This window comes from Peribacillus sp. BM1 (assembly GCF_056679975.1).
On record NZ_CM155259.1, the window covers coordinates 2,570,065 to 2,593,565 of the forward strand.

General features: G+C 38.5%; 24 protein-coding genes. 23 read left to right on the forward strand and 1 reads right to left on the reverse strand.

The window, feature by feature from the left end:
- Positions 1 to 26 precede the first annotated feature (26 nt).
- The 3 genes from fabD to acpP all read left to right on the forward strand — a co-directional run bounded on the left by fabD (position 27) and on the right by acpP (position 2,054).
- On the forward strand, positions 27 to 968 hold the full coding sequence (gene fabD, locus AC1MGI_RS12340; RefSeq protein WP_480345517.1) for an ACP S-malonyltransferase: 942 nt from the start codon (positions 27 to 29) through the stop codon (positions 966 to 968).
- 1 nt (position 969) lies between these two features.
- The gene (gene fabG, locus AC1MGI_RS12345) at positions 970 to 1,713 is read left to right on the forward strand and encodes a 3-oxoacyl-[acyl-carrier-protein] reductase (protein ID WP_480345518.1); all 744 of its coding nucleotides are present in this window, start codon (positions 970 to 972) and stop codon (positions 1,711 to 1,713) included.
- A gap of 107 nt (positions 1,714 to 1,820) precedes the next feature.
- Positions 1,821 to 2,054 (forward strand): acyl carrier protein, encoded by a 234-nt coding sequence (gene acpP / locus AC1MGI_RS12350; RefSeq protein WP_028392885.1) that lies wholly within the window; start codon positions 1,821 to 1,823, stop codon positions 2,052 to 2,054.
- Between the two features lie 298 nt (positions 2,055 to 2,352).
- On the opposite strand, the gene AC1MGI_RS12355 is transcribed toward acpP, so the two are convergent.
- Positions 2,353 to 2,574, reverse strand: coding sequence for a hypothetical protein (locus AC1MGI_RS12355; RefSeq protein WP_480345519.1), 222 nt, complete (start codon positions 2,572 to 2,574; stop codon positions 2,353 to 2,355).
- A gap of 102 nt (positions 2,575 to 2,676) precedes the next feature.
- On the opposite strand from AC1MGI_RS12355, the gene rnc reads away from it, so the two are divergent.
- The 20 genes from rnc (at position 2,677) to sucC (ending at position 23,494) form a co-directional block, all read left to right on the forward strand.
- Entirely contained in the window at positions 2,677 to 3,411 is a 735-nt protein-coding gene (gene rnc / locus AC1MGI_RS12360) for a ribonuclease III (RefSeq protein ID WP_480345520.1), read from the forward strand.
- Between the two features lie 48 nt (positions 3,412 to 3,459).
- Positions 3,460 to 7,026 carry a chromosome segregation protein SMC gene (gene smc / locus AC1MGI_RS12365; protein ID WP_480345521.1) on the forward strand — a complete coding sequence of 1,189 codons (3,567 nt, stop codon included), beginning with the start codon at positions 3,460 to 3,462 and terminating at the stop codon, positions 7,024 to 7,026.
- A gap of 29 nt (positions 7,027 to 7,055) precedes the next feature.
- A complete protein-coding gene (gene ftsY, locus AC1MGI_RS12370) occupies positions 7,056 to 8,042 on the forward strand; it encodes a signal recognition particle-docking protein FtsY (protein ID WP_480345522.1) in 987 nt (328 codons plus the stop codon).
- A 271-nt stretch (positions 8,043 to 8,313) separates the two neighbouring features.
- A complete protein-coding gene (locus AC1MGI_RS12375; RefSeq protein ID WP_062181238.1) occupies positions 8,314 to 8,646 on the forward strand; it encodes a putative DNA-binding protein in 333 nt (110 codons plus the stop codon).
- Between the two features lie 12 nt (positions 8,647 to 8,658).
- Positions 8,659 to 9,999, forward strand: coding sequence for a signal recognition particle protein (ffh, locus tag AC1MGI_RS12380; protein ID WP_480345523.1), 1,341 nt, complete (start codon positions 8,659 to 8,661; stop codon positions 9,997 to 9,999).
- Positions 10,000 to 10,108: 109 nt separating this feature from the next.
- Positions 10,109 to 10,381 (forward strand): 30S ribosomal protein S16, encoded by a 273-nt coding sequence (rpsP, locus tag AC1MGI_RS12385; RefSeq protein WP_049680754.1) that lies wholly within the window; start codon positions 10,109 to 10,111, stop codon positions 10,379 to 10,381.
- 9 nt (positions 10,382 to 10,390) lie between these two features.
- Complete coding sequence (locus AC1MGI_RS12390; protein WP_403073292.1) at positions 10,391 to 10,621, forward strand: KH domain-containing protein; 231 nt, start codon at positions 10,391 to 10,393, stop codon at positions 10,619 to 10,621.
- A gap of 237 nt (positions 10,622 to 10,858) precedes the next feature.
- On the forward strand, positions 10,859 to 11,245 hold the full coding sequence (locus AC1MGI_RS12395) for a YlqD family protein (RefSeq protein ID WP_062181230.1): 387 nt from the start codon (positions 10,859 to 10,861) through the stop codon (positions 11,243 to 11,245).
- A 10-nt stretch (positions 11,246 to 11,255) separates the two neighbouring features.
- On the forward strand, positions 11,256 to 11,771 hold the full coding sequence (rimM, locus tag AC1MGI_RS12400) for a ribosome maturation factor RimM (protein WP_062181227.1): 516 nt from the start codon (positions 11,256 to 11,258) through the stop codon (positions 11,769 to 11,771).
- Positions 11,771 to 12,505, forward strand: coding sequence for a tRNA (guanosine(37)-N1)-methyltransferase TrmD (gene trmD, locus AC1MGI_RS12405; RefSeq protein ID WP_062183317.1), 735 nt, complete (start codon positions 11,771 to 11,773; stop codon positions 12,503 to 12,505). Before rimM ends, trmD begins: the two co-directional genes overlap by 1 nt.
- Before the next feature lie 129 nt (positions 12,506 to 12,634).
- Positions 12,635 to 12,982, forward strand: coding sequence for a 50S ribosomal protein L19 (rplS, locus tag AC1MGI_RS12410; RefSeq protein WP_049680758.1), 348 nt, complete (start codon positions 12,635 to 12,637; stop codon positions 12,980 to 12,982).
- A 405-nt stretch (positions 12,983 to 13,387) separates the two neighbouring features.
- A complete protein-coding gene (lepB, locus tag AC1MGI_RS12415) occupies positions 13,388 to 13,942 on the forward strand; it encodes a signal peptidase I (RefSeq protein ID WP_062181223.1) in 555 nt (184 codons plus the stop codon).
- A gap of 18 nt (positions 13,943 to 13,960) precedes the next feature.
- Complete coding sequence (gene ylqF, locus AC1MGI_RS12420; protein ID WP_480345524.1) at positions 13,961 to 14,830, forward strand: ribosome biogenesis GTPase YlqF; 870 nt, start codon at positions 13,961 to 13,963, stop codon at positions 14,828 to 14,830.
- A gap of 293 nt (positions 14,831 to 15,123) precedes the next feature.
- The gene (locus tag AC1MGI_RS12425) at positions 15,124 to 15,894 is read left to right on the forward strand and encodes a ribonuclease HII (RefSeq protein WP_480345525.1); all 771 of its coding nucleotides are present in this window, start codon (positions 15,124 to 15,126) and stop codon (positions 15,892 to 15,894) included.
- 226 nt (positions 15,895 to 16,120) lie between these two features.
- A complete protein-coding gene (locus AC1MGI_RS12430; protein WP_480345526.1) occupies positions 16,121 to 17,965 on the forward strand; it encodes a hypothetical protein in 1,845 nt (614 codons plus the stop codon).
- Positions 17,962 to 18,261: an EscU/YscU/HrcU family type III secretion system export apparatus switch protein gene (locus AC1MGI_RS12435; RefSeq protein WP_480345527.1), complete on the forward strand. Its 300-nt coding sequence runs from the start codon at positions 17,962 to 17,964 to the stop codon at positions 18,259 to 18,261. The genes AC1MGI_RS12430 and AC1MGI_RS12435 overlap by 4 nt, the downstream gene beginning before the upstream one ends.
- A 176-nt stretch (positions 18,262 to 18,437) precedes the next feature.
- On the forward strand, positions 18,438 to 19,355 hold the full coding sequence (gene murQ / locus AC1MGI_RS12440; RefSeq protein WP_480345528.1) for an N-acetylmuramic acid 6-phosphate etherase: 918 nt from the start codon (positions 18,438 to 18,440) through the stop codon (positions 19,353 to 19,355).
- A gap of 132 nt (positions 19,356 to 19,487) precedes the next feature.
- Entirely contained in the window at positions 19,488 to 20,852 is a 1,365-nt protein-coding gene (locus tag AC1MGI_RS12445; protein ID WP_480345529.1) for a PTS transporter subunit EIIC, read from the forward strand.
- 91 nt (positions 20,853 to 20,943) lie between these two features.
- Positions 20,944 to 22,020, forward strand: a complete 1,077-nt coding sequence (locus tag AC1MGI_RS12450; RefSeq protein WP_480345530.1) for a DUF871 domain-containing protein — start codon at positions 20,944 to 20,946, stop codon at positions 22,018 to 22,020.
- Positions 22,021 to 22,333: 313 nt separating this feature from the next.
- Positions 22,334 to 23,494, forward strand: coding sequence for an ADP-forming succinate--CoA ligase subunit beta (sucC, locus tag AC1MGI_RS12455; RefSeq protein ID WP_480345531.1), 1,161 nt, complete (start codon positions 22,334 to 22,336; stop codon positions 23,492 to 23,494).
- Positions 23,495 to 23,501 lie beyond the last annotated feature (7 nt).

A 23,501-nucleotide genomic window follows, 5' to 3' on the forward strand; every position in this document is an offset into this window, starting at 1 on the left:
AATAATACATGTAGGGAGAGAAAGCTATGGGGAAAATTGCTTTTGTTTTTCCAGGTCAAGGATCACAAATCGTTGGAATGGGGAAAGATATGTATGAACAAAATGAAAAAGTACAACAAAATTTTCATCTTGCTGATACAACACTTAACTATTCATTATCAGATCTTATTTTCAATGGCCCACAAGAAAAGCTTACATTAACTTATCATGCACAACCCGCTATTTTGACGGTGAGTTATGCATTATTTGAAGCATTGAAGGGTGAAGGGATATCTCCTGATTACACAGCAGGACATAGTTTAGGAGAATATTCTGCTTTAGTTGCTAGTCAGGCAATCGACTTTAAAGATGCCGTACATACAGTGAGTAAGCGTGGAGAATTTATGGAAGAAGCGGTTCCGAACGGTCAAGGAGCAATGGCCGCAATTTTAGGGATGGACCGTGAAATATTAGCGGACATTACAGAATCTGTTACAAAAAACGGGGAACCAGTTCAATTAGCGAATATTAATTGTCCTGGTCAAATCGTTATTTCAGGAAGCGCAACAGGGGTAGAACTTGCGGGGAAAGAAGCGAAAGAACAAGGTGCTAAGCGTGCTATCTCACTTGATGTTAGTGGTCCTTTCCATTCTGTTCTTATGGAGCCGGCTGCATCTAAACTTCAATCTGTTTTGGACGAAATTGACGTTCGTGATTGTAAAGTTCCTGTTATCTCTAATGTAACTGCACAACCAGTAACCGCTGCAAAGGATATTAAAGAAAAATTAATTGAACAGCTGTACTCCCCTGTCTTATGGGAAGATAGTGTGAAAACATTGCTTTCTTTAGGGGTAGATACGTTTATTGAAGTCGGTCCTGGGAAAGTCTTGAGCGGACTGATTAAGAAAATCGATCGTTCTGTTAAGATTTATTCCGTCTATGATACAGAGAGTTTGAATAAGACAGTAGAAGCATTGAGGGGGGAATAAAATGTTATTAGAAGGAAAATACGCACTTGTAACAGGTGCTTCACGTGGCATTGGTAAGGAGATAGCGCTTGAACTGGCCCGACAAGGTGCGCATGTTGCAGTAAACTATGCTGGAAGTGAAGCGAAAGCAAATGAAGTGGTGGAAGAGATTCAATTATTAGGTCGAGAAGCTTTTGCTATTCAATGTGATGTGTCTAATTCTGATTCTGTGACAGCGATGATCAAAAGTGTTACTGAAAAATTTCCACGCATTGATATTATGGTGAATAATGCTGGAATTACTAGAGATAATTTGTTGATGAGAATGAAAGAAAATGAATGGGATGATGTCATCAACACAAACTTGAAGGGCGTATTCCTTTGCACGAAGGCGGTTACTCGTCCGATGATGAAACAGCGCAGTGGTAGAATTATTAATATTGCCTCTATCGTTGGTGTTAGTGGAAACGCTGGACAGGCGAATTATGTTGCTGCTAAAGCGGGCGTGATTGGATTAACGAAAACGGTAGCGAAAGAGCTTGCTTCAAGAGGAATTACAGTGAACGCTGTAGCGCCTGGGTTCATCACTTCGGATATGACTGAAACGCTTACAGATGAAATACAAAGTGCTATGCTTTCACAAATTCCGTTATCCCGCTTCGGTGATCCAAAAGATGTTGCTGGAGTTGTAACTTTTCTAGCATCAGAAGCTAGTGCTTATATGACTGGACAAACACTACATGTTGATGGTGGTATGGTCATGTAAAGACCGCTTTTCATTTTAAAGATAATAAAAGGCTATCGAATTTTTTGATAAAAATTCTTGCGCTTTTGAAAAAAAACACTATAATGGCTTGAGGGGAGGTGAATGCAGTGGCAGACGTATTAGAACGCGTAACGAAAATCGTAGTAGACCGATTAAATGTTGAAGAAGCTGAAGTTAAATTAGAAGCTTCATTCAAAGAAGATCTTGGTGCGGATTCCCTTGATGTAGTAGAACTAGTTATGGAACTTGAAGACGAGTTCGGCATGGAAATTTCAGATGATGATGCAGAAAAACTTACAACAGTAGGAGATGCTGTGAATTACATAAAGAGCACGATGTAATGAATTAATCTCGGAGCGGACTACTTTAGGTAGTCAGTCAAGGACCAGATTCCATAAAACCATTCATTTTGAAGCTTCATGATGAATGTGGAATCTGGTCTTTTTCTATATGTTCAAAAGAAAACTAAATACAGATACGAATATGGGCCTTTACTCCAAATTGAAATAGTTAACTGCGAGATGTTACTATGTGGCATACTAAAAGTGTGTGTTTAAAGAATAAAAAAGTTCATCGAGCGTATGCAATGAAAATGTAAGGGGCAAAAAGTAAGAGTGGCGTAAAAATTCGTCTGCTATTTTACTGGGCTACTTGAGTAATCCCTAGTACGAAAAAACACCCTCTAATTTTGGTTGAGATATGCCCAATTGAATGGGCGTATGGGTTTTTCTTATGATATAATACAAAATAAGCTTGGCTGTCTTTGTCAAGCTTCTTTGCACTACTGAATTCATTTGGTGTCCAACCGCGGGCGAATTGGTTCGTGGTCATAAGCCCATTCATTTCGATTGGGAGTAACACTTCCGGTCCTCTTGTATGACTTGTGCGAAAATCGATATGTGGGCTCCCTTTAGTTTTTAGTTTAGCTAGGATTATTGAGTTGTTAGTGGAGGGTTTTTTAAGATGAGAAACAATGGAAATAAGCGAAAGTCAGTAATGAAAGATTCGATGTTTAAACAATTTCAAGAAAGCACAGGTTTTCTTTTTACTAATGAAAAATTGTTAAAGCAAGCTTTTACCCATTCATCTTATGTGAATGAGCATCGCCGGAAGCCTTATGAAGATAATGAAAGGCTTGAATTTTTAGGAGACGCAGTACTTGAATTAACAGTATCCAAATACTTATTCAATAAATATCCGATGATGAGTGAAGGGGAACTTACGAAGTTAAGAGCAGCAATCGTTTGTGAGCCTTCTCTTGTTTCGTTTGCGAATGATATATCATTCGGTAAATTGATTTTGCTTGGAAAAGGGGAAGAAATGACAGGTGGAAGACAGCGTCCTGCTTTACTTGCCGATGTATTCGAAGCATTTATCGGTGCCTTGTATTTAGATCAAGGACTTGAAAGAGTCGTTCAGTTTTTGGAAAAAGTAGTGTTTCCTAAAATTAATGAGGGTGCTTTTTCTCATGTGATGGATTATAAGAGCCAATTGCAGGAACTCGTGCAGCGAGATGGAGTTGGAATACTTGAGTATCAAATTATGCATGAAAAAGGACCAGCGCATAACCGGGAGTTTGTTTCAAAAGTGTCCTTGAACAATGGAGAGCTAGGGATTGGGAGCGGTAAGTCAAAAAAAGAAGCAGAACAACGTGCCGCCCAGATAGCATTAACAACTCTTAGAGAAGCAAAGAAATAGATAGAATGAATGATTCAACGAGTAGAGTTGAAAAGAGGGGGAGAAAGTATGTTCCTCAAACGATTGGACGTTGTGGGATTTAAATCCTTTGCAGAAAGGGTTTCCGTAGATTTTGTACCGGGAGTAACAGCGATTGTCGGTCCAAATGGAAGCGGAAAAAGTAATATTATTGATGCTGTTCGTTGGGTATTGGGTGAACAGTCTGCAAAATCACTAAGAGGCGCGAAAATGGAGGATGTCATTTTTTCTGGGAGTGACTCAAGAAAGGCGCTTAATTTCGCTGAAGTAACGTTAACATTAGATAACGAAAACAATACGCTTCCAATCGACTTTCATGAAGTCAGTGTTACTAGAAGAGTGTATCGTTCAGGTGACAGTGACTTTTTGATTAATAATCAATCTTGTCGACTCAAGGATATCATTGACTTATTTATGGATTCAGGCCTCGGCAAGGAAGCTTTCTCTATCATCAGTCAAGGGAAAGTCGAAGAGATACTGAGCAGTAAAGCGGAAGAAAGAAGAGTCATCATTGAAGAAGCTGCTGGTGTATTAAAGTATAAATCCAGAAAGAAAAAGGCAGAACATAAGCTATTTGAAACACAGGAAAATTTAACCCGGGTACAGGATATTCTTTCTGAATTGGAAGGGCAGGTCGAACCATTAAAGATTCAATCTTCCCTAGCAAAAGAATTTTTAGAAAAAAAAGAAGATCTTAAACAAATTGAAGTCGCTTTAACTGTTCATGAAATTAAAACACTTCATGAAAAATGGAATAGGCTATCTCAAGAGTTAAAGCGGCACACTGATCAGGAAATGGAATTATCAATATCACTTCAGAAAAAAGAAGCAGATGTAGAAAACATTCGTGATCATATTTATGCATTGGATGAGTCTGTTAATGAACTTCAGGCGGTATTGCTTCACGCAAGTGAGGAGCTTGAAAAACTTGAAGGTCGTAAAGAAGTTTTAAAAGAACGTAAAAAAAATGCCTCACAAAACAAGCATCAACTTGAGAAATCCATTGTAGATGGTGAGAAAAGCATTCTTTCTCTAAAAGATGAAAAGGATCGTGAAGGTAAAGTATTAGCGATTTTAGAGAGTGATGTAAAAGGGCTTCAGAAAGATCTTAATGAAAAACAAAAAAGTATCGGGCTGTTTAGCGAAAATCTTGAGGAAACAATTGAAACCTTGAAGAGTGACTACATTGAATGGCTGAATAAGCAAGCTGCTGCAAGAAATGAAACACAGCACCTGCAACAACAGCTTAATCAGCAGAAAACGAGAAATGCCCGTCTTGATCAGGAAAACGGTAAATATCTCAGTGAACGTGCAGAGGTTGAAAAGAAGAAAGTAATCAGTCTCGATGGTTTTAATGAAGTGACACAGCAAATTGAACAGTATGTTTTTTCTTTTCGGGAAGAACAGAAAAAGCTTGAGTCTATTAAAGCAACCTATCAAAAACAGGAAAAGCTTCTATATCAGGCCTATCAATTCCTTCAGCAATCCAAGTCCCGTAAAGATATGCTTGAAGAAATGCAGGACGATTATGCTGGATTTTTCCAAGGTGTCAAAGAAGTGTTAAAAGCAAAGAATGATACGCTACATGGCGTGGAAGGGGCAATTGCTGAGTTAATTAAAGTGCCTAAAGAATATCAGCAAGCCATAGAAACGGCACTTGGAGCTTCCATGCAGCATATCGTAACGGATACAGAAAATCATGCAAGACAAGCGATCAGCTATCTGAAACGAAATGGATACGGTAGAGCGACCTTTCTGCCTTTAACTGTTATAAAATCGCGTGAGCTCTCACCTTCACAGCTTCAGTTATTGAGCAATCACCCTTCATTTATTGGGACAGCTGAAAGTCTTGTTCAATTCAATAATAGGTATTCGAATATTGTTGCTAACTTGCTCGGCACCGTCATCATTACAAGTGAACTTAAAGGTGCAAATGAGCTAGCGAAGCTTACTTCTTATAAATATCGCTTCGTCACACTGGAAGGTGATATTGTCAATCCAGGTGGATCGATGACTGGAGGAGCTGTGAAGCAAAAGCAATCATCCCTTTTATCAAGAAAGAATGAGCTTAATGAATTGAATGGGAAGCTTTTGGCAATGGAAGAAAAGACAGCTTTGCTTGAACAGCAAGTTAAACAGCAAAAGCGAGATATTTCAGTCGAAGAAGAAAAAATCGAAGAAATTCGTAAAGTTGGGGAAACACTCCGTTTAAAGGAACAGTTATGCAAAAGTGAAATCCGTGAAATTGAATTGCAGGAACGAAATATTAATGAACGATTGCATTTATATGACCTGGACAAGCAAGCTATCTTAGATGAATCTCGTCAGAAATCAGCTCGACTTCAGGAAGTAAATGAACTGTTAAATCGATGTGCGATTGAAATTAATAAACTGGATGAAGAAATTTCCTCATTAAGTAAGCAAAAACAGTCTCAGCAAACGTCAAAAGAAACGCTGATTGAAGAAACAAATGAGGTGAAAGTGAAGCTTGCTTCAAAGCGTGAGCAGCTCCAAAATCAATCCGAAAAATATACACGAATTAACAATAGCCTTATGGAAGAAATCCGTAAGGTAGCGGATTATCAAGAAGATCTGTCTCTATTATCGAATGAGATGACAGATAGTTCAAGCGGTGAGGAAATAATAGAAACAGCTGCTCAAAATAAGCTTATTGATAAAAATGAAGCAATAAAACTCATTGCACAGAAACGTAAAGAAAGAGTTGATTTACAATCACAATTAGAAGATTATGAATGTGAGAGTAAGGAACAGAAGCGAGTTCATAAAGGAATTGCAGAGGCAGTAAAGGATGAAGAAGTTCGGCTTAACAGATTGGACTTTGAACTTGAGAATCGACTTAATCATTTACGTGAAGAATATTTTCTTTCCTTTGAGGGAGCGATGGAGCAGTATCCATTAACGATTGAGGCAGATGAAGCGAGAAAAAAGGTTAAATTAATTAAGCTTGCGGTGGAAGAGATTGGGACGGTTAATCTTGGGGCAATCGAGGAATATGATAGGGTAGCAGAGCGATATCATTTTCTCTTAGAACAGAAAGATGACCTTCATACAGCTAAAGACACCCTTTTCCAAGTAATTGATGAAATGGATGATGAAATGAAACGGCGGTTTGCCGAAACCTTTTATGCGATTCAAAGTCAATTCGAAACAGTATTTAAAGCGCTGTTTGGCGGAGGTAGGGCTGAGCTTAAGTTGACGGATTCCAATGACCTTCTACAAACAGGTGTAGAGATTATTGCGCAGCCACCTGGGAAAAAACTGCAAAATCTTGCATTACTTTCTGGCGGTGAAAGAGCACTGACTGCAATTGCCCTTTTGTTTTCAATATTAAAAGTTCGTCCAGTTCCTTTTTGTATTCTTGATGAAGTCGAAGCTGCCCTTGATGAAGCAAATGTTCTTCGGTTCAGCCAATTCTTGAAAAAGTTTAGTGAAGAGACACAATTTATTGTAATCACTCATCGAAAAGGGACGATGGAAAGTTCAGATGTTCTATATGGAATGACGATGCAGGAATTAGGTGTTTCCAAGATAGTATCCGTTCGAATGGAAGAAACGAAAGAATTAGTGAAGTCTTAGTATTTTATATAAATGGAGGAAGTGATTAGATGAGTTTTTTAAAAAAGCTTAAAGAGAAATTCACAACACAAACCGATTCAGTTTCCGAAAAATTTAAAGAAGGCTTAACGAAAACGAGAGATTCATTTGCTGGAAAAGTAAATGATCTTGTTGCTCGTTATAGAAAAGTGGATGAAGAGTTTTTTGAAGAACTAGAAGAAATTCTCATTGGTGCAGATGTTGGTTTTGAAACGGTTATGGAACTGATTGACGAACTCAAAATGGAAGTGAAGCGTCGCAATATTTCAGATACTAAGGAAGTACAGGCTGTCATTTCTGAGAAGTTGGTTGAAATCTATAACAGTGATGATGAAGGCTCATCTACATTAAATCTGCAAAAGGATGCACTTACTGTTATTTTATTTGTTGGTGTGAATGGTGTCGGGAAAACGACAACAATTGGCAAACTTGCTCACAAATTTAAGTCCGAAGGTAAATCTGTTCTGCTTGCTGCTGGTGATACATTCCGTGCTGGAGCGATTGAACAGTTGGAAGTATGGGGTGAACGCGTAGGTGTTGAAGTCATTAAGCAAGGGGAAGGATCTGATCCTGCAGCTGTGATGTATGACGCTGTTCAATCTGCTAAGGCGAGGAAAGCTGATATACTAATATGTGATACAGCAGGTCGACTTCAAAACAAAGTAAACCTGATGAAAGAATTAGAAAAAGTAAAGCGTGTGATTGAAAGAGAAATACCTGGAGCCCCACATGAAGTGCTGCTTGCTTTAGATGCTACGACGGGACAAAATGCGTTAATTCAAGCGAAAACATTCAAGGAAGCTACGAATGTTTCTGGAATTGTATTAACGAAGCTTGATGGGACTGCAAAAGGCGGTATCGTCCTAGCCATTCGCAATGAATTGAAAATTCCCGTTAAATTCGTCGGTCTTGGTGAAAAAATGGATGACTTACAGGAATTCGACGCTGAAAAATATGTGTACGGACTTTTTGCTGATGTAATCGAACAAGAAGCCTAGAACGTAACTTAGATAATCTGGTAAATAAGCTAATTTCCTTTGAGGCAACGTCCTAAACATTAAGAATAGAAGTTGATATCATCCCTGAAAGTAACCTCTATTTTTTGGAAAATCGGTAAATCCGAAACGGAAGAATATATGTAGCGTTTGCACCAAGTAAAAAAATTCAGAAACTTTATTCTGTAAAGGTTTCAGCTTGACATCGGAATAATAAGCAGGTAAACTATAAACTTGTAAAGGGTTTTCACTTAACAGGCAGGGGGTTACACTTATGCTCGAGAAGACAATGCGGATTAATTATCTGTATGATTTCTACCAAACATTGTTAACTGAAAAACAACAGAGCTATATGTCCCTCTATTATCTGGATGACTACTCTCTAGGCGAGATTGCAAACGAATATGAGGTAAGCAGGCAGGCAGTCTATGACAATATAAAACGAACTGAAGCAATGCTAGAGGAATATGAAGCGAAATTATTGCTATTCCAAAAATTTCAAGAGCGTAATGAATGGATTTCCAAGGTGAAAAAGATGGTGGATGAAGGTTCACTATCGCATGAAACCCTTATAATAGCGATTTCCGAGCTTGAGAAATTAGATTAGGAGGCGGTATGTATGGCATTTGAAGGATTAGCCGACCGACTGCAAGGCACCATGCAAAAGATTCGCGGCAAAGGAAAGGTTAACGAGGCGGACGTAAAGGAAATGATGCGCGAGGTTAGATTAGCGCTTCTTGAAGCCGATGTTAACTTTAAGGTTGTCAAAGATTTTGTCAAACGTGTGAGTGAGAGAGCGGTAGGCCAGGAAGTTCTCAAAAGCTTAACCCCTGGTCAGCAGGTCATAAAAGTCGTTAAAGAAGAATTAACTGAGCTGATGGGCGGCGAACAAAGTAAGATTGCCGTGTCTACCCGTCCGCCAACTGTTATTATGATGGTCGGTTTACAAGGTGCGGGGAAAACGACAACAACTGGAAAGCTTGCCAATCTTTTGAGAAAGAAATACAACCGAATGCCTATGCTCGTTGCAGCTGATATTTACCGTCCAGCAGCAATCAAACAATTAGAAACACTAGGTAAACAAATTAATATGCCTGTTTTCTCCCTCGGTGATCAAGTCAGCCCTGTTGAAATAGCAAAACAGGCGATCGAAAAGGCGAAAGAAGATCATCATGATTATGTGCTGATTGATACAGCTGGACGACTTCATATCGATGAAAACTTAATGGATGAATTGAAGGACATTAAAGATTTGACGAAGCCGGATGAGATTTTTCTAGTTGTTGATGCGATGACTGGTCAGGATGCTGTCAATGTTGCCCAAAGCTTCAATGAACAGCTCGGTTTGACTGGTGTTGTATTAACGAAGTTAGATGGGGATACACGAGGTGGAGCAGCTTTATCTATTCGTTCGGTTACAAACATTCCGATTAAATTTGTCGGAATGGGTGAAAAAATGGATGCACTAGAGGCGTTCCATCCAGAAAGAATGGCTTCAAGGATTCTCGGTATGGGAGATGTACTAACTTTAATCGAGAAAGCACAGATGAACGTCGATGAGGATAAAGCTAAAGAACTTGAGAAAAAAATGAGAACAGCATCTTTTACGTTCGATGATTTCCTCGAGCAACTTGGCCAAGTGAGAAATATGGGTCCGCTTGACGATTTACTGAAAATGCTCCCTGGGGCAAACAAGATCAAAGGGATGGATAATCTTTCTATTGATGAAAAGCAAATTGGTCATGTCGAAGCGATTATTCGCTCGATGACACTTCAAGAAAAAGAACATCCTGAAGTCATCAATTCAGGTCGAAAAAAACGAATTGCTAAGGGAAGTGGACGATCGATTCAAGAAGTAAATCGCTTACTTAAGCAGTTTGAGGACATGAAGAAGATGATGAAACAATTTACAAACATGCCTAAAGGCAAGAAAAAGGGATTTAAACTCCCGTTCATGTAAAGTTTTTAACAGATTACACACGTCTGTTAAGAAAAAAACCTTTACAAACATGCTAGACATTTGATAATATATTATCTTGTGTGAAACTATTCGGAGGTGCTTATTTAAAATGGCAGTAAAAATTCGCTTAAAACGTATGGGAGCTAAAAAGACTCCTTTCTATCGTATCGTAGTTGCAGATGCTCGTTCACCACGTGATGGACGTTATATTGAAGTTGTTGGGACATACAATCCAGTAACTCAACCTGCACAAATTCAAATCAACGAAGAGCTTGCTCTTAAATGGTTACAAGACGGTGCAAAACCATCTGATACAGTACGTAACTTATTCTCAAACCAAGGCATTATGGAGAAATTCCACAATGCAAAACTAGGTAAGTAATTTTCCTAGATGAAAGACTTAATTGAAACAATTGTTTCAGCTCTTGTCGATCACCCGAGAGATGTTCAAGTAATGTCTCGGGAAGAAGATGACCGAATCCTTTACACCCTCTCTGTTCATAAGGAGGATATGGGGAAAGTCATCGGAAAACAAGGGCGTGTAGCTAAGGCGATTCGGACTGTGGTATATGCAGCAGGATCCTCACAGCATAAGAAAATCTATTTGGAGATTTCCGAATAAGGGAGGGTTAATACCCCTCCTTTTTTTGTAATAAAAAAATAGTACCACTCTAGAAATATACTCGCCGTAAATCCAAATCAATGAAATCATCGTTACATATTGGGTATAATAAAGCATGCATATTAAAAGTTGTTTAATCTTACATATAGAACAAAAACGCAAATGCTAAATAACTTATACATATCACATTGTAAGGATTTAGCATGAAAGAAATACAAACATGTAGGAGGCGCTGGAATGAAAATTATCAAATCAGTCATGGTTAATCAAGTATTAACAGAGACCAGCAAGAATCAACTCCTTGAAAAGTACAAATCAAAACGTCTTCAACTTCAAAAAGAATCGGAACAATTGCGCTTTGAATTGAAGAAATTAGAGAAGACGAGAAATTTTCAACCAGCGAGTCTTCGTACCCACTTCGAAAAAGAAGTCAATCAACGACAAGATAAAATTAAACTAATAGAATTTCAAATCGAACAATTGGAAATATTACCAATTGGCAGCGAATTAAAAGAACGTGAAATCCAAGGTATTGTAAGTGTAGAAATAGGCGACAACTGGGACGAAATCATACACACAAAAACGATTGTGATAAAGGATGGAGTTGTCTCTGAAATCCGTTAGAGGTGATAGTATGGAAAATTGGTTTAATGTAGGGAAAATTGTAAATACACATGGAATCAAAGGAGAAGTCCGAGTCATATCTAAAACGGACTTTGCAGAAGAGCGTTACAAGCCCAAAAACGTTTTACATCTATTCAAAGGAAATGATAAACCGATGGCTCTCACAATTGAGAGCCATCGTAAACATAAGAATTTTGATTTGTTGACCTTTGAAGGATATTACAATGTAAACATGGCTGAGTCTTTAAGAGATGGGATATTAAAAGTGCCAGAAACACAGCTTGGTCAGCTAGACGAAAATGAATTTTATTTTCATGAAATTATTGGGTGTATGATTTTCACAGATGCTGGTGAAGAAATTGGCCAAATTCATGAAATTTTAACACCTGGTGCTAATGATGTTTGGGTTGTGAAAGGTAAAAAAGGGAAAGACGTCTTAATCCCTTATATCAAACAAATTGTAAAAGAAGTGGATATAGCTAACAAAAAGATCATCATTACTCCTATGGAAGGGCTGCTTGATTGATGAAAATTGATGTCCTCTCCTTATTTCCAGAAATGTTCGAAGGTGTTTTCGGTTCTTCGATATTGAAAAAAGCTAGCGAGAAAGATGCTGTAACCTTTCAAGTGACAAACTTTCGTGAGTATGCCGACAATAAGCATTCGACTGTTGATGATTATCCATATGGCGGTGGAGCTGGCATGGTTTTGAAGCCGCAACCGATTTTTGATGCAGTGGATGCTTTAAGCGCTCAATCTGAGACAAAACCAAAAGTCATTCTTCTTTGCCCACAAGGGGAACGCTATGATCAAAGGAAGGCAGAAGAATTGGCGAAAGAAGATCATCTCATTTTCATTTGCGGTCATTACGAAGGGTACGACGAACGAATTAGAGAACATGTCGTAACAGATGAAATTTCAATTGGCGACTATGTACTAACCGGCGGTGAACTGGGGGCAATGGTCGTTATTGACAGTGTTGTTCGGCTATTGCCAGGTGTGCTTGGAAATGAAGACTCACAAGTCCATGATTCTTTTTCCACAGGCTTGCTAGAGCATCCGCATTATACAAGACCTTCAGATTTTAGAGGTATGAAAGTACCGGACGAGCTTATTTCTGGAAATCACAAGAAAATTGATGAGTGGCGAACAAAGGAAACACTGCGAAGAACGTGGAATCGCCGTCCTGATTTGTTAGAAAATTACTCATTAAATGATAGTGAGAAAAAATTACTAGCAGAGATTCAAAAGGAAAAATGACGACACTTGTAATTCTTCTATTATTATGATATGATATTTTTCGTGACTTGAGCAATAATGTTCAGTCTTATAACGATGTTCCGCTGCAACGCTAATGTTGGCAAGAGCATCCGGGAGGAGTAGATAAATATGCAACAACTTATTCAAGAAATTACTAAAGAACAACTTCGTACTGATCTTCCAGCGTTCCGTCCTGGTGACACTGTACGTGTACACGTAAAAATAGTTGAGGGAACTCGCGAACGTATCCAGTTATTTGAAGGTGTTGTAATTAAACGCCGCGGTGGTGGAATCAGCGAAACTTTCACAGTACGTAAAATTTCGTACGGTGTTGGTGTTGAGCGTGCATTTCCTTTACACTCACCAAAAGTAGCTAAATTAGAAGTAGTTCGTTTCGGTAAAGTCCGTCGTGCTAAACTTTACTACCTACGTGAGCTTCGTGGTAAAAAAGCACGTATTAAAGAAATGCGTCGCTAATCAGCATAATCTCATTGATTTTGTCTGTTAACAGGATTGAACTTAACAGAAACAGTATATAAGTGCGTGTTCAAAAAGGAGGATAAAAAGAGCCGAGAAATTCGACAGCTATTTTTACCGGACTTTTTGAACATCCTCTATAAGGTAAGACATCCGTCGGTGGGGATTAGGTCCACCGACGGTCAGTTGAACCGATTGGGCTTTTACGGATAGTTGATTCTCACCATGCTTCTTTGGGCTTGGATAGGGGAAACGACCGTTAATGCGGGTGAAATTAGGAGCTTGTTTATCAGGCTCCTTTTTTGTACCCGAAGTGAGAAAGACCTCGTATAAGATACCTAGTAGTTTTCCTTATCCCCTATATTCTAGTGAAATGAGAAGTGCTTCACTGCAAGGAGGATTATTGTGGCAAAGAAAAAGAATGAGATTTGGGAATGGACAAAAGCGATTTTGATTGCTGTTCTTCTTGTGGTAGTCATTCGTTATTTCCTATTTGCACCGATCGTTGTAGATGGATATTCTATGGCTCCTACTTTGGATACACAAGAGCGAATGATTGTCGATAAATTCAATTACAAAATAAGCGATCCAGATCGCTTTGATATTATCGTTTTTCATGCTCCAGAAGGTAAAGATTATATAAAGCGGATAATCGGTCTTCCAGGAGATAAAGTTGAATATAACGATGATACCTTATATGTGAATGGAAAAGCTTATCCTGAGCCGTATTTAGATGAATATAAGAAGCAGCTGACAGATGGCGGTCCGTTAACAGAATCATTTACCTTAATGGATATTACCAATAGTGACACAGTACCTAAGGGGCATCTCTTTGTAATGGGTGATAATAGACGCGCAAGTAAAGATAGCCGGTATATTGGGTATGTATCATTTGATAAGGTGGTAGGCAAAACAAAATTAGTATATTGGCCAATTAATAGATTTAGATTGGTTGAATAGTTAGGAAGGTGGATTCCATTGACGATACAGTGGTTCCCAGGCCATATGGCCAAAGCGAGAAGAGAAGTAACGGAAAAACTAAAATTAGTTGATATTATTTACGAATTAGTGGATGCAAGAATCCCACTAGCATCGCGAAATCCGATGATAGATGAAATTATTCAGCATAAGCCAAGAGTTATTTTATTAAATAAAGCTGATATGGCAGACCCAGCCAGAACGAAGGAATGGCTCGCATATTATCAGTCACAAGGAAGAAAGGCCATTGCGATTAATTCACAAGAAGGACAAGGTCTTGGGCAAATTACCGCGGCATCAAAAGAGCTGCTGAAAGATAAATTTGACCGTATGAAAGCAAAAGGAATCAAACCAAGAGCGATTCGTGCCATGATCGTCGGTATTCCAAATGCTGGTAAGTCAACGCTTATTAATCGATTAGCGAAGAAAAACATTGCTAAAACGGGTAATACACCAGGTGTCACAAAAGCACAGCAGTGGATTAAGGTTGGTAAAGAGCTTGAGTTATTGGATACACCAGGTATATTATGGCCAAAATTTGAGGATCAAGAAGTCGGCATGAAGCTCGCGTTGACAGGTGCCATTAAAGATACTTTATTAAATCTACATGAAATATCTCTATACGGTATCCGCTTTTTAGAAAAAGAATATCCTGCACGTTTAAAGGAACGTTATAATCTTGAAGTGATTCCAACAGAAACAGTGGAGCTATTTGATGTGATTGGGAAATTCCGAGGATGCTTAGCAGCTGGGGGAATGGTCGATTACGATAAAACAGCCGAGCTAGTTGTTCGCGAAATCCGTTCTCAAAAAATGGGCCCATTAACCTTTGAAAAGCCAAGTGATATGATTGAACAAACTGAAGAATGAATAAGGAGCAGGAGTGCATGTAAACAGTCAAACTGTTTGACGAAAATTCCTGCTTTTTTTGTATGGAGGACATGGGGACGGGTCTTCGCGACTTACTAATATAGCCAACTTAGCAGATATACTGATTTTATCAAGAAATATCCAAAATTTCGGCTCTGCATCGCCACCATTGCGATTAGGTGGTGTAGTGTGCTTATATGTGGTAAAGGGTGGTGTTTTAACGCCATACAAGTTTTGTATTACAGATTATGAAAAGTATAAAGATGCCGATAAATAACACAAAGGTGAAAAAAATGACAAAGAATATGAAAATAAAGGACATAGCCGAAAGACTATCTACAATTAAAGAACCCAGTGATCCTTTTCTTGATCAATGTAAAATGGATGATCGAAAAGGTGTGAGTGATCTTTTACTAAAATGGAAAAATCATTATCAAAAAGAGCTCCATTTACAAAAGGCATTTAAACAAATGTGTACAAATGAAACTGAACTTAGAAAACAAGGTTTCTCAATTGTTGCTGGAATTGATGAAGTAGGTAGAGGGCCACTCGCAGGACCTGTTGTCGCTTGTGCTGTGATCCTACCGGAAGACTTTTATTGTCTAGGTCTTACTGATTCAAAGCAGTTATCCGAAACAAAGCGAAATTATTTTTTTGATATCATTCGCGATCAAGCGGTGGCAATTGGTACAGGTATTATAGATAACGAAGAAATTGATAAAATAAATATTTATGAAGCAACAAAGAAAGCAATGCTAATGGCAGTAAGGAATCTAAGTATAGTGCCAGACTATTTACTAATTGATGCAATGAAACTTGAAATTCTTGTTCCACAGCTGTCGATAATAAAAGGCGATAGTAAAAGTATCTCAATTGCGGCAGCATCAATCATAGCAAAAGTGACGCGAGATCGAATGATGAAAGAGTATGCAGTTCAGTACCCACACTATGCATTTGAGAAGAATATGGGATATGGAACGAAAGCGCATTTAGAAGGATTAGAACAATTTGGGATCACTCCATGGCATAGGAGGAGTTTTTCACCTGTAAAAGAAATGTTTTAGAGAGGATGTTCAAAGAGTTCGGTAAAATAGCTTGAGAATTATGTCATCGCGCATGTCCTGTGCGCAACATAGAAGTCGGCACAACCTGTGCAAGTCCAGTCACAAATGTTACTGCATACGCGCAAGGTTCCAGAGATGCGTACCTTGAACTTCTCGGCTCTTTTTTATCCTCTTTTATGAACACGTACTTAGAGAAATAAAACGAATGGTTTTAGGATGTGGCATAATGCAACCGACTCAATTACTAACGCACACAAGACTGGTGGATGGGCTTCAAGGGAAAATGAAATTCCATAGTGGCCAAATTTTGCTTGGGAAAATGACAAAGCTGTTTCCGAATAATATGGCATCGGTACAAATTGGTTCACAAATGGTTATGGCGGCTTTGGATGTACCTTTGAAGGCTGGAGAAAGATATTGGCTTCAAGTGCAACCAGATGACGGACAAGTCCGTTTAAAGCTACTTGAAGCTATTGCTTCAAGTGAGATGGGAAGTAGTAAGGCTGCAGAACAAGTACTAACACATCTATCTCTTGGCAAGAGCAAAGAAGCAACATTCATTGCAGACTATTTTTTGAAAAATCAATTGCCGATTACAAAAGAGATTATGGAGGAGTCACTTCGTTTTTTTAAGGATTCTAGTATAACGGGTCAAGGACTTACCATCATTAAAACGATGCTTGTTCAAGAGCTTCCGTTTGTAAAAGATGTATTTATGGCCCTACAATCTGTGGAAAACGGAAAACCATTTCATATCATTCTGTCAACTCTTCTTCAGAACCTATTAAAAAGTGAAAAAAACACTCCTACTTCGGCGCAAACAAAAGCACTACTAGAAACTCTTGTACTTCCGAAACAAGAATTAATGGAAAAAATAGGTATGCAAAAAATCCTTTCGCTATGGTTGAAAGCTGAAACTCCTGTTCATGTCCGTGAGGGAGCCTATACACTCCTGCAAAGTGCTGGGTTAATTCCTCATCATGTATCTGAATCAGAGTTACTGTCTGCTTTTCTAGACAAAATCATTCCTTCGGGAAGAAGCAATGCAACAGCTGTCGTAAGGGAGAGTTTATCGTATCTTTCCAGTCAAGGACTCATTCAGCCTACTGAAACAAACGATATATTAAGTGAATTAAATCGTTTATTACGTAATGCTGGAGAAAGACAAAACCTACATATCACGTCACTTGCAAAAACGCTCTTGTCGGCTGTTCATACAAATTTTGAAGCGAAGGCTTTTATTAGTGCTGACCAAGGACAAAATCCAGTGATAAAGCTACTAAACAATAATCCAGATACAGTTCAAGCGGCAAGCGGTAAGATCGGTGAACTTTTACTAAAAGTTGCTACATCTGACCAAATCGTAAATGATACAATGGAACCCCAAGCTGTTGCATTAAAATCTGTTTTACAAAACGATTTTAAAGTAGTCGATTTTTCGAATGCTGGATCGTTATCTTCTTCATTCAAAAAGATCATGTCTCAAATGGGATTTGGATTTGAATCCGTCTTAGCTACAGAAAAGCAAGTATCCGATAATCAATTGGAAACGCTAAAACCATTATTAATGAAATTGATGCAGGAGGATCTGTCAATGACCGTTAAAAATTCGGCGGAGCAGGCTATTCAACGAATTACAGCCCAGCAAATTCTGGCTCAGGAAAATGGTCCGCTTCAACAGCTGTTCATGCAAATTCCATTAACAATGGGGACACATCAAACTGATTTAACGATGCAGTGGACGGGAAGAAGAAAAAAAGATGGTACGATAGACCCGGCATATTGCCGAATTCTCTTTTATTTAGAACTTGAATCTCTTAAAGAAACAATCATTGATATGGGCGTTCAAAATCGTGTTGTTAACGTGTCGATTATCCATGAACATCCTGATCGGCTTGAAATGCTTGTGACGCCATTTATTGAAGTGTTAAAGAAAAATTTAGAGGAAATGGACTATAAGTTATCAAGTATTGTTTTTGAAAATGAGGCTGAAAAGACACAGCTAAAGAAAAAGTCACAAGTTGCCATTAATATGAACGATACTTATAGTGGATTGGATTTACGAATATGAGTGATAAACGAAAAGCAGCGATTGCTCTGCAATACGATGCAAAAAAAGATTCAGTCCCGAAAGTACTTGCAAAAGGCAAAGGAAAAGTTGCAGAAAACATTCTTGAAGCGGCCAAAGAACATAATATCCCGATTCAGGAAGATCCATCATTAGCAGAGCTACTTGGTAAACTGGACATAAATAAAAAAATACCAGAAGAATTATACAAAGCGGTTGCAGAAGTATTTGCTTTTGTATATAAAGCGGATAAAGAAGCGAATAAACAAAAAAATGATAATTTAGGATATAAAAAGTAAGGGTCTGACCTCACACTTCATACACAATAATCTGTGTATTGTAGTTGTGGAGTCTGACTCTTTTATTTTAGTGAATATGTAAAAAATGATTGGAATACATTTTCATATAAAACTATATTCCAATCATTTTTTACAAGTACCTGCTTATTGCACGAATGTAGAGGAGGAGAAATTGGATGAATTTAAACAATATTTTAACTGAAAAAAGAAACCCTAATACGATGAATATTGATGAACTTTCCAGTATTGATGTCATAAAAATGATTAATCAGGAAGATAAAAAAGTTCCTGCAGCAGTTGAGTCTATTCTTCCTGAAATCGCCGATATGGTTGATAAAATTGTGAATTCTTTTCAAAATGGCGGAAGGCTAATTTATGTTGGAGCTGGAACGAGTGGAAGATTGGGTGTTCTTGATGCTTCAGAATGTCCCCCAACGTATGGAACCGATCCAAGTCTCGTAGTTGGCCTTATTGCTGGTGGTTCGAAAGCGCTCCAATTGGCGGTAGAGGGAGCTGAAGATGACCAAGAACAAGCTATAGAAGATATTAAAAACTTACATGTTTCAGAGAAGGATTGTGTGATTGGAATTGCTGCCAGCGGTCGAACACCTTACACAATTTCAGCGATGAAACAAGCGAGAGAACTAGGGGCAACTGTGGGTGCTGTTATTTGCAGTCCCGACTCGGAAATGGAAAGTGCAGCTGACATATCAATGTTTGTAGAAACAGGACCTGAAGTAATTACTGGTTCGACCCGAATGAAGGCAGGGACAGCTCAGAAGTTAGTGTTAAATATGCTTACAACAGCCAGCATGATTAAAATAGGTAAAGTGTATCACAATTTAATGGTTGATGTGCAACCAACCAATGAAAAACTTCGTGTACGGGCAAAGGCTATTGTCGTAGAAGCAACAGGTGCAACTATAACAGACGCAGAGGATGCTTTACAGAAATATGGTTCTGTTAAAACTGCTATTCTATCAATTGTAACAGGGGTAGAGGGAAACGATGTACAAGAAACATTGAATAAACATCATGGGAAATTAAAAGCAGCAATCGAGGAATTAATGAAAGAAAATACTAACAGAAATTAAAATTGGCTAGAACATGTTTTTCGTATCAGCATCATAGAATGAACCAACTCCTGAAAATCTGGAAATGGAGTTGGTTCGATTAAAATTATTTCATGGAAATTAGTCATCTAATAGAGAAGGTGAGGGAAAGAAATGAGAAAGGAAGAACGCTTAGCAAAAGAGATAAGTGAAAAAGTCGGAGGAGCTTCGAATATTAGTCAAGTTGCTCATTGTATGACTAGACTACGCTTGCAGTTGAAAGATGCTGGCAAAGCAAACATTGTCGAAATTAAAGCGGTAGAAGGGGTAATGGGAGTTATTGAGGATGAAACCTTACAGATCGTCATCGGACCAGGGTTGGTAAATAAAGTGGCTTTAGAAATGAGTGCGCTTACAGGTCTTGCTGTAGGTGAAGTGGATGAAGAAAAATTTGATGATTTAGCAACGATAAAGCATAATGAAATCCGCTCGAAAAACAATACACCTTTTAAAAATTTGCTAAGAAAAATCGGTAATATTTTTATCCCGCTAATCCCTGCTTTAGTTGCTTCAGGTATTATAAATGGAGCAGCCAACTTTGCCAAGAACGCAGGTGTTGATCCTACAGCAACTTGGATGCAGTTATTATTATTTATGGGTGGCGGTATTTTTGCCTACTTAGGTGTACTTGTCGGTTGGAATACGGCAAAAGAATTTGGTGGCACACCGGCACTCGGGGCCATTGCTGGAATCTTCATCTTCAACCCTGCCCTTGCCACCGTAGAGTTGTTTGGAGAAGCGCTTCAACCGGGACGTGGCGGATTATTTGCTGTCATCTTTGCAGCCTGGCTGATGGCCGCTACCGAAAAACGAGTTCGTACATTCATCCCAAATGCCGTTGATATTATTTTAACACCTTTAATTACGGTCTTATTTGTTGGTTTTTTAACGTTATTGCTAATCCAGCCAATTGGCGGCTATTTTACAGCAGGAATTACAAATGGAATTAATGCGATTATTGAATATGGTGGAGTATTCGCCGGTTTTATACTAGCAGGTACATTCTTACCACTTGTAATGGTCGGTCTTCACCACGGCTTAACCCCAATCCATATGGAATTAATCTCGAGTACTGGTGTTACAATTCTGCTTCCGATTTTAGCGATGGCTGGAGCTGGTCAAGTTGGTGCAGCTATTGCTATTTTTGTTAAAACGAAAAATAAGAAATTGAAAAATATTATCAAAGGTGGATTGCCTGTTGGATTTTTAGGAATTGGTGAACCCTTACTTTACGGGGTTACATTACCACTTGGGCGGCCGTTTTTAACTGCTTGTCTTGGCGGTGCAACGGGCGGCGCTTTCCAGGCATTTGCACAAACGGCTTCAACGGGGATTGGAGTATCAGGTCTATCACTTATTCCACTAATCGATGGGAAATATGTGATGTATTTTCTCGGGCTTTTAGTTGCGTATGCTTTTGGCTTTATTTTCACCTACCTTTTCGGTTTTAAAGAAGGAATGGCTGATAATATTAAGTGATGGGAAGAGGTGTTCCGAAAGGGTCTGACCTTTCGTTATGGGACACCCTCTTCTTTTTTGAATTTAAATGATTTGTGTAGGAGGAATGTTGATGTTAGGATGTTCAGTTTATCTTGGACACATAAGTGATGAAGAACAGGATGCGTATCTAAAAGAAATGTCACAGGCGGGATTTCAGTTTATTTTCTCCTCACTTCATATACCTGAAGATGATTCGACTCACTTTAAGAAATTACTAAAAACTTTAGGTAGACAGGCGCTATCATACAATATGGATTTGATGGCCGACATTTCTCCTATTGCTTTTCAGCTTTTAGGATTTACACCGGAAACCATTGGAGAAATAAAGGAGTGGGGAGTAAGTGGATTAAGGGTTGATTATGGCATGGAGCCCTCTACCATTGCTAAACTTTCACACACTATGAAGATTGCATTGAATGCGAGTACAATTAATCTTGATTTTTTTCAAGATCTTTTAAAAGAAAATATCAACCTGAATCAAACGGAGGCATGGCATAATTATTATCCCCGAATCGAAACAGGTCTTGATAAGAGGGACTTTATTAAACAAAACACGATGCTTAAGAAATTAGGATTTAAGGTAATGGCATTTGCTCCAGGAGATGAGTTGCTCAGAGGGCCACTTTACGATGGATTGCCTACACTCGAGAAACACCGTAATGTATCGCCCTTTCAATCTTATCTTGAGTTAATTCATGCATGTGGTGTAGATAAGGTGGCGATTGGAGACATTTCGCTTAAAAAAGATACCATTTTCCAATTTAAAAAAGTAATGGATGGTACAATTCCGCTAAGAAGTATCCTACATTCACAGCATCCGCCAACAAAATCCATCATCGCTCTAGACCATTGTAATCGTATGGATGCTGCGCGGGATGTCATCCGATCAGAAACATCAAGAATTTATACCGCGAACCAGAATTATATCATTCAACCTGAGAATACAACTGAAAGAGTAGTAGGTAGCATAACGATCGATAATGAACGGTATGGTCGTTATCAAGGGGAAATGCAAATTGTGAAAAGGAATTTGCCGATTAATGGAAAAGTAAATGTAGTAGGCCAAGTTATTGAGGAAGATCTAAGTCTATTAAAGTATATAAAATCAGGTCAAGGTTTTACCATTATAGACCATTTATTGGATTAGCTAATTCTCGGAATAAAAGGAATTGTAGAAAAGTTTTAGTAGGTTTAAGTAGACAAGTAAAATTCCATTATATACAATGAAAACGTAAGCTATTTCATCCCATATGAAAACGTTATATTTAATATAATTAGCTTCTCTGTAAACCGAAGAGAAGTTAGGACCATTTCGATGAGACGGATTAAAATGATTGTTTGTTTAATTCCGGCTTTTTAACATGTTTATCATGTACATAATTCGACTTTGGTGTAAAATGGGATATGTGTTTTGCGTTTTATCATTTTAATAGTTTTATAGTTGACAAGGAGGATGGGAAATGAATATCCATGAGTATCAAGGTAAAGAGATCCTCAAACAATACGGGGTATCTGTTCCAAGTGGCCGTGTAGCATACACTGTTGAGGAAGCCGTTGAGGCCGCCAAAGAACTAGGAACAGAAGTTGTTGTTGTGAAAGCTCAAATTCACGCAGGCGGCCGCGGTAAAGCGGGCGGTGTTAAGGTTGCGAAAAATCTTGATGAAGCGCGTACATATGCAGAAGAAATTCTTGGAAAAACGCTTATCACTCACCAAACTGGTCCTGAAGGGCAAGAAGTGAAGCGTCTGTTGATTGAAGAAGGCTGCGACATTAAGAAAGAGTACTATGTGGGTCTTGTTTTGGACCGTGATACATCGCGTGTCGTTCTAATGGCTTCAGAAGAAGGCGGAACGGAAATCGAAGAAGTGGCAGAAAAGACACCTGAAAAAATCTTCAAGGAAGTAATTGATCCAGTTGTTGGTTTATCAGCATTCCAAGCTAGGAGAATTGCTTTTAACATTAATATCCCTAAGGAATTAATCAATAAAACTGTAAAGTTCATGTTGGGTCTATATACTGCATTTGTTGAAAAAGATTGTTCAATTGCAGAAATCAATCCACTTGTAATAACAGGTGACGGAAATGTAATGGCATTGGACGCTAAAATGAACTTTGATGATAACGCTTTATTCCGTCAGAAAGATATTTTAGAATACCGTGATCTTGGCGAAGAAGATCCAAAAGAGATTGAAGCATCGAAATATGACTTAAGCTATATTTCATTAACTGGAAATATCGGTTGTATGGTAAACGGTGCAGGTCTTGCGATGTCTACGATGGATATCATCAAACATTACAGTGGCGACCCAGCGAACTTCCTTGATGTTGGCGGCGGTGCGACTGCAGAAAAAGTTACAGAAGCATTCAAAATTATTTTATCTGACAAAAATGTAAAAGGTATTTTTGTAAACATTTTTGGCGGAATTATGAAGTGTGATGTAATTGCTGAAGGTGTGGTTGAAGCAGCTAAACAATTAGGGCTTGATGTTCCAGTTGTTGTTCGTCTTGAAGGGACAAACGTTGAACTGGGTAAACAAATTTTGAAAGATTCCGGTTTGAATTTAACACCTGCTGAATCGATGGCAGACGGTGCACAAAAAATCGTATCACTTGTAGGATAATAGGCAG

Coding starts and splice junctions, on each gene's coding strand:
- ffh (WP_480345523.1), top strand. CDS start 8,659: ATGGCATTTGAAGGATTAGCCGACCGACTGCAAGGCACCATGCAAAAG.
- smc (WP_480345521.1), top strand. CDS start 3,460: ATGTTCCTCAAACGATTGGACGTTGTGGGATTTAAATCCTTTGCAGAA.
- AC1MGI_RS12390 (WP_403073292.1), top strand. CDS start 10,391: ATGAAAGACTTAATTGAAACAATTGTTTCAGCTCTTGTCGATCACCCG.
- AC1MGI_RS12430 (WP_480345526.1), top strand. CDS start 16,121: ATGCAACCGACTCAATTACTAACGCACACAAGACTGGTGGATGGGCTT.
- trmD (WP_062183317.1), top strand. CDS start 11,771: ATGAAAATTGATGTCCTCTCCTTATTTCCAGAAATGTTCGAAGGTGTT.
- fabG (WP_480345518.1), top strand. CDS start 970: ATGTTATTAGAAGGAAAATACGCACTTGTAACAGGTGCTTCACGTGGC.
- AC1MGI_RS12395 (WP_062181230.1), top strand. CDS start 10,859: ATGAAAATTATCAAATCAGTCATGGTTAATCAAGTATTAACAGAGACC.
- AC1MGI_RS12375 (WP_062181238.1), top strand. CDS start 8,314: ATGCTCGAGAAGACAATGCGGATTAATTATCTGTATGATTTCTACCAA.
- fabD (WP_480345517.1), top strand. CDS start 27: ATGGGGAAAATTGCTTTTGTTTTTCCAGGTCAAGGATCACAAATCGTT.
- AC1MGI_RS12445 (WP_480345529.1), top strand. CDS start 19,488: ATGAGAAAGGAAGAACGCTTAGCAAAAGAGATAAGTGAAAAAGTCGGA.
- AC1MGI_RS12425 (WP_480345525.1), top strand. CDS start 15,124: ATGACAAAGAATATGAAAATAAAGGACATAGCCGAAAGACTATCTACA.
- rplS (WP_049680758.1), top strand. CDS start 12,635: ATGCAACAACTTATTCAAGAAATTACTAAAGAACAACTTCGTACTGAT.
- murQ (WP_480345528.1), top strand. CDS start 18,438: ATGAATTTAAACAATATTTTAACTGAAAAAAGAAACCCTAATACGATG.
- rpsP (WP_049680754.1), top strand. CDS start 10,109: ATGGCAGTAAAAATTCGCTTAAAACGTATGGGAGCTAAAAAGACTCCT.
- sucC (WP_480345531.1), top strand. CDS start 22,334: ATGAATATCCATGAGTATCAAGGTAAAGAGATCCTCAAACAATACGGG.
- AC1MGI_RS12450 (WP_480345530.1), top strand. CDS start 20,944: ATGTTAGGATGTTCAGTTTATCTTGGACACATAAGTGATGAAGAACAG.
- AC1MGI_RS12435 (WP_480345527.1), top strand. CDS start 17,962: ATGAGTGATAAACGAAAAGCAGCGATTGCTCTGCAATACGATGCAAAA.
- rimM (WP_062181227.1), top strand. CDS start 11,256: ATGGAAAATTGGTTTAATGTAGGGAAAATTGTAAATACACATGGAATC.
- rnc (WP_480345520.1), top strand. CDS start 2,677: ATGAGAAACAATGGAAATAAGCGAAAGTCAGTAATGAAAGATTCGATG.
- ftsY (WP_480345522.1), top strand. CDS start 7,056: ATGAGTTTTTTAAAAAAGCTTAAAGAGAAATTCACAACACAAACCGAT.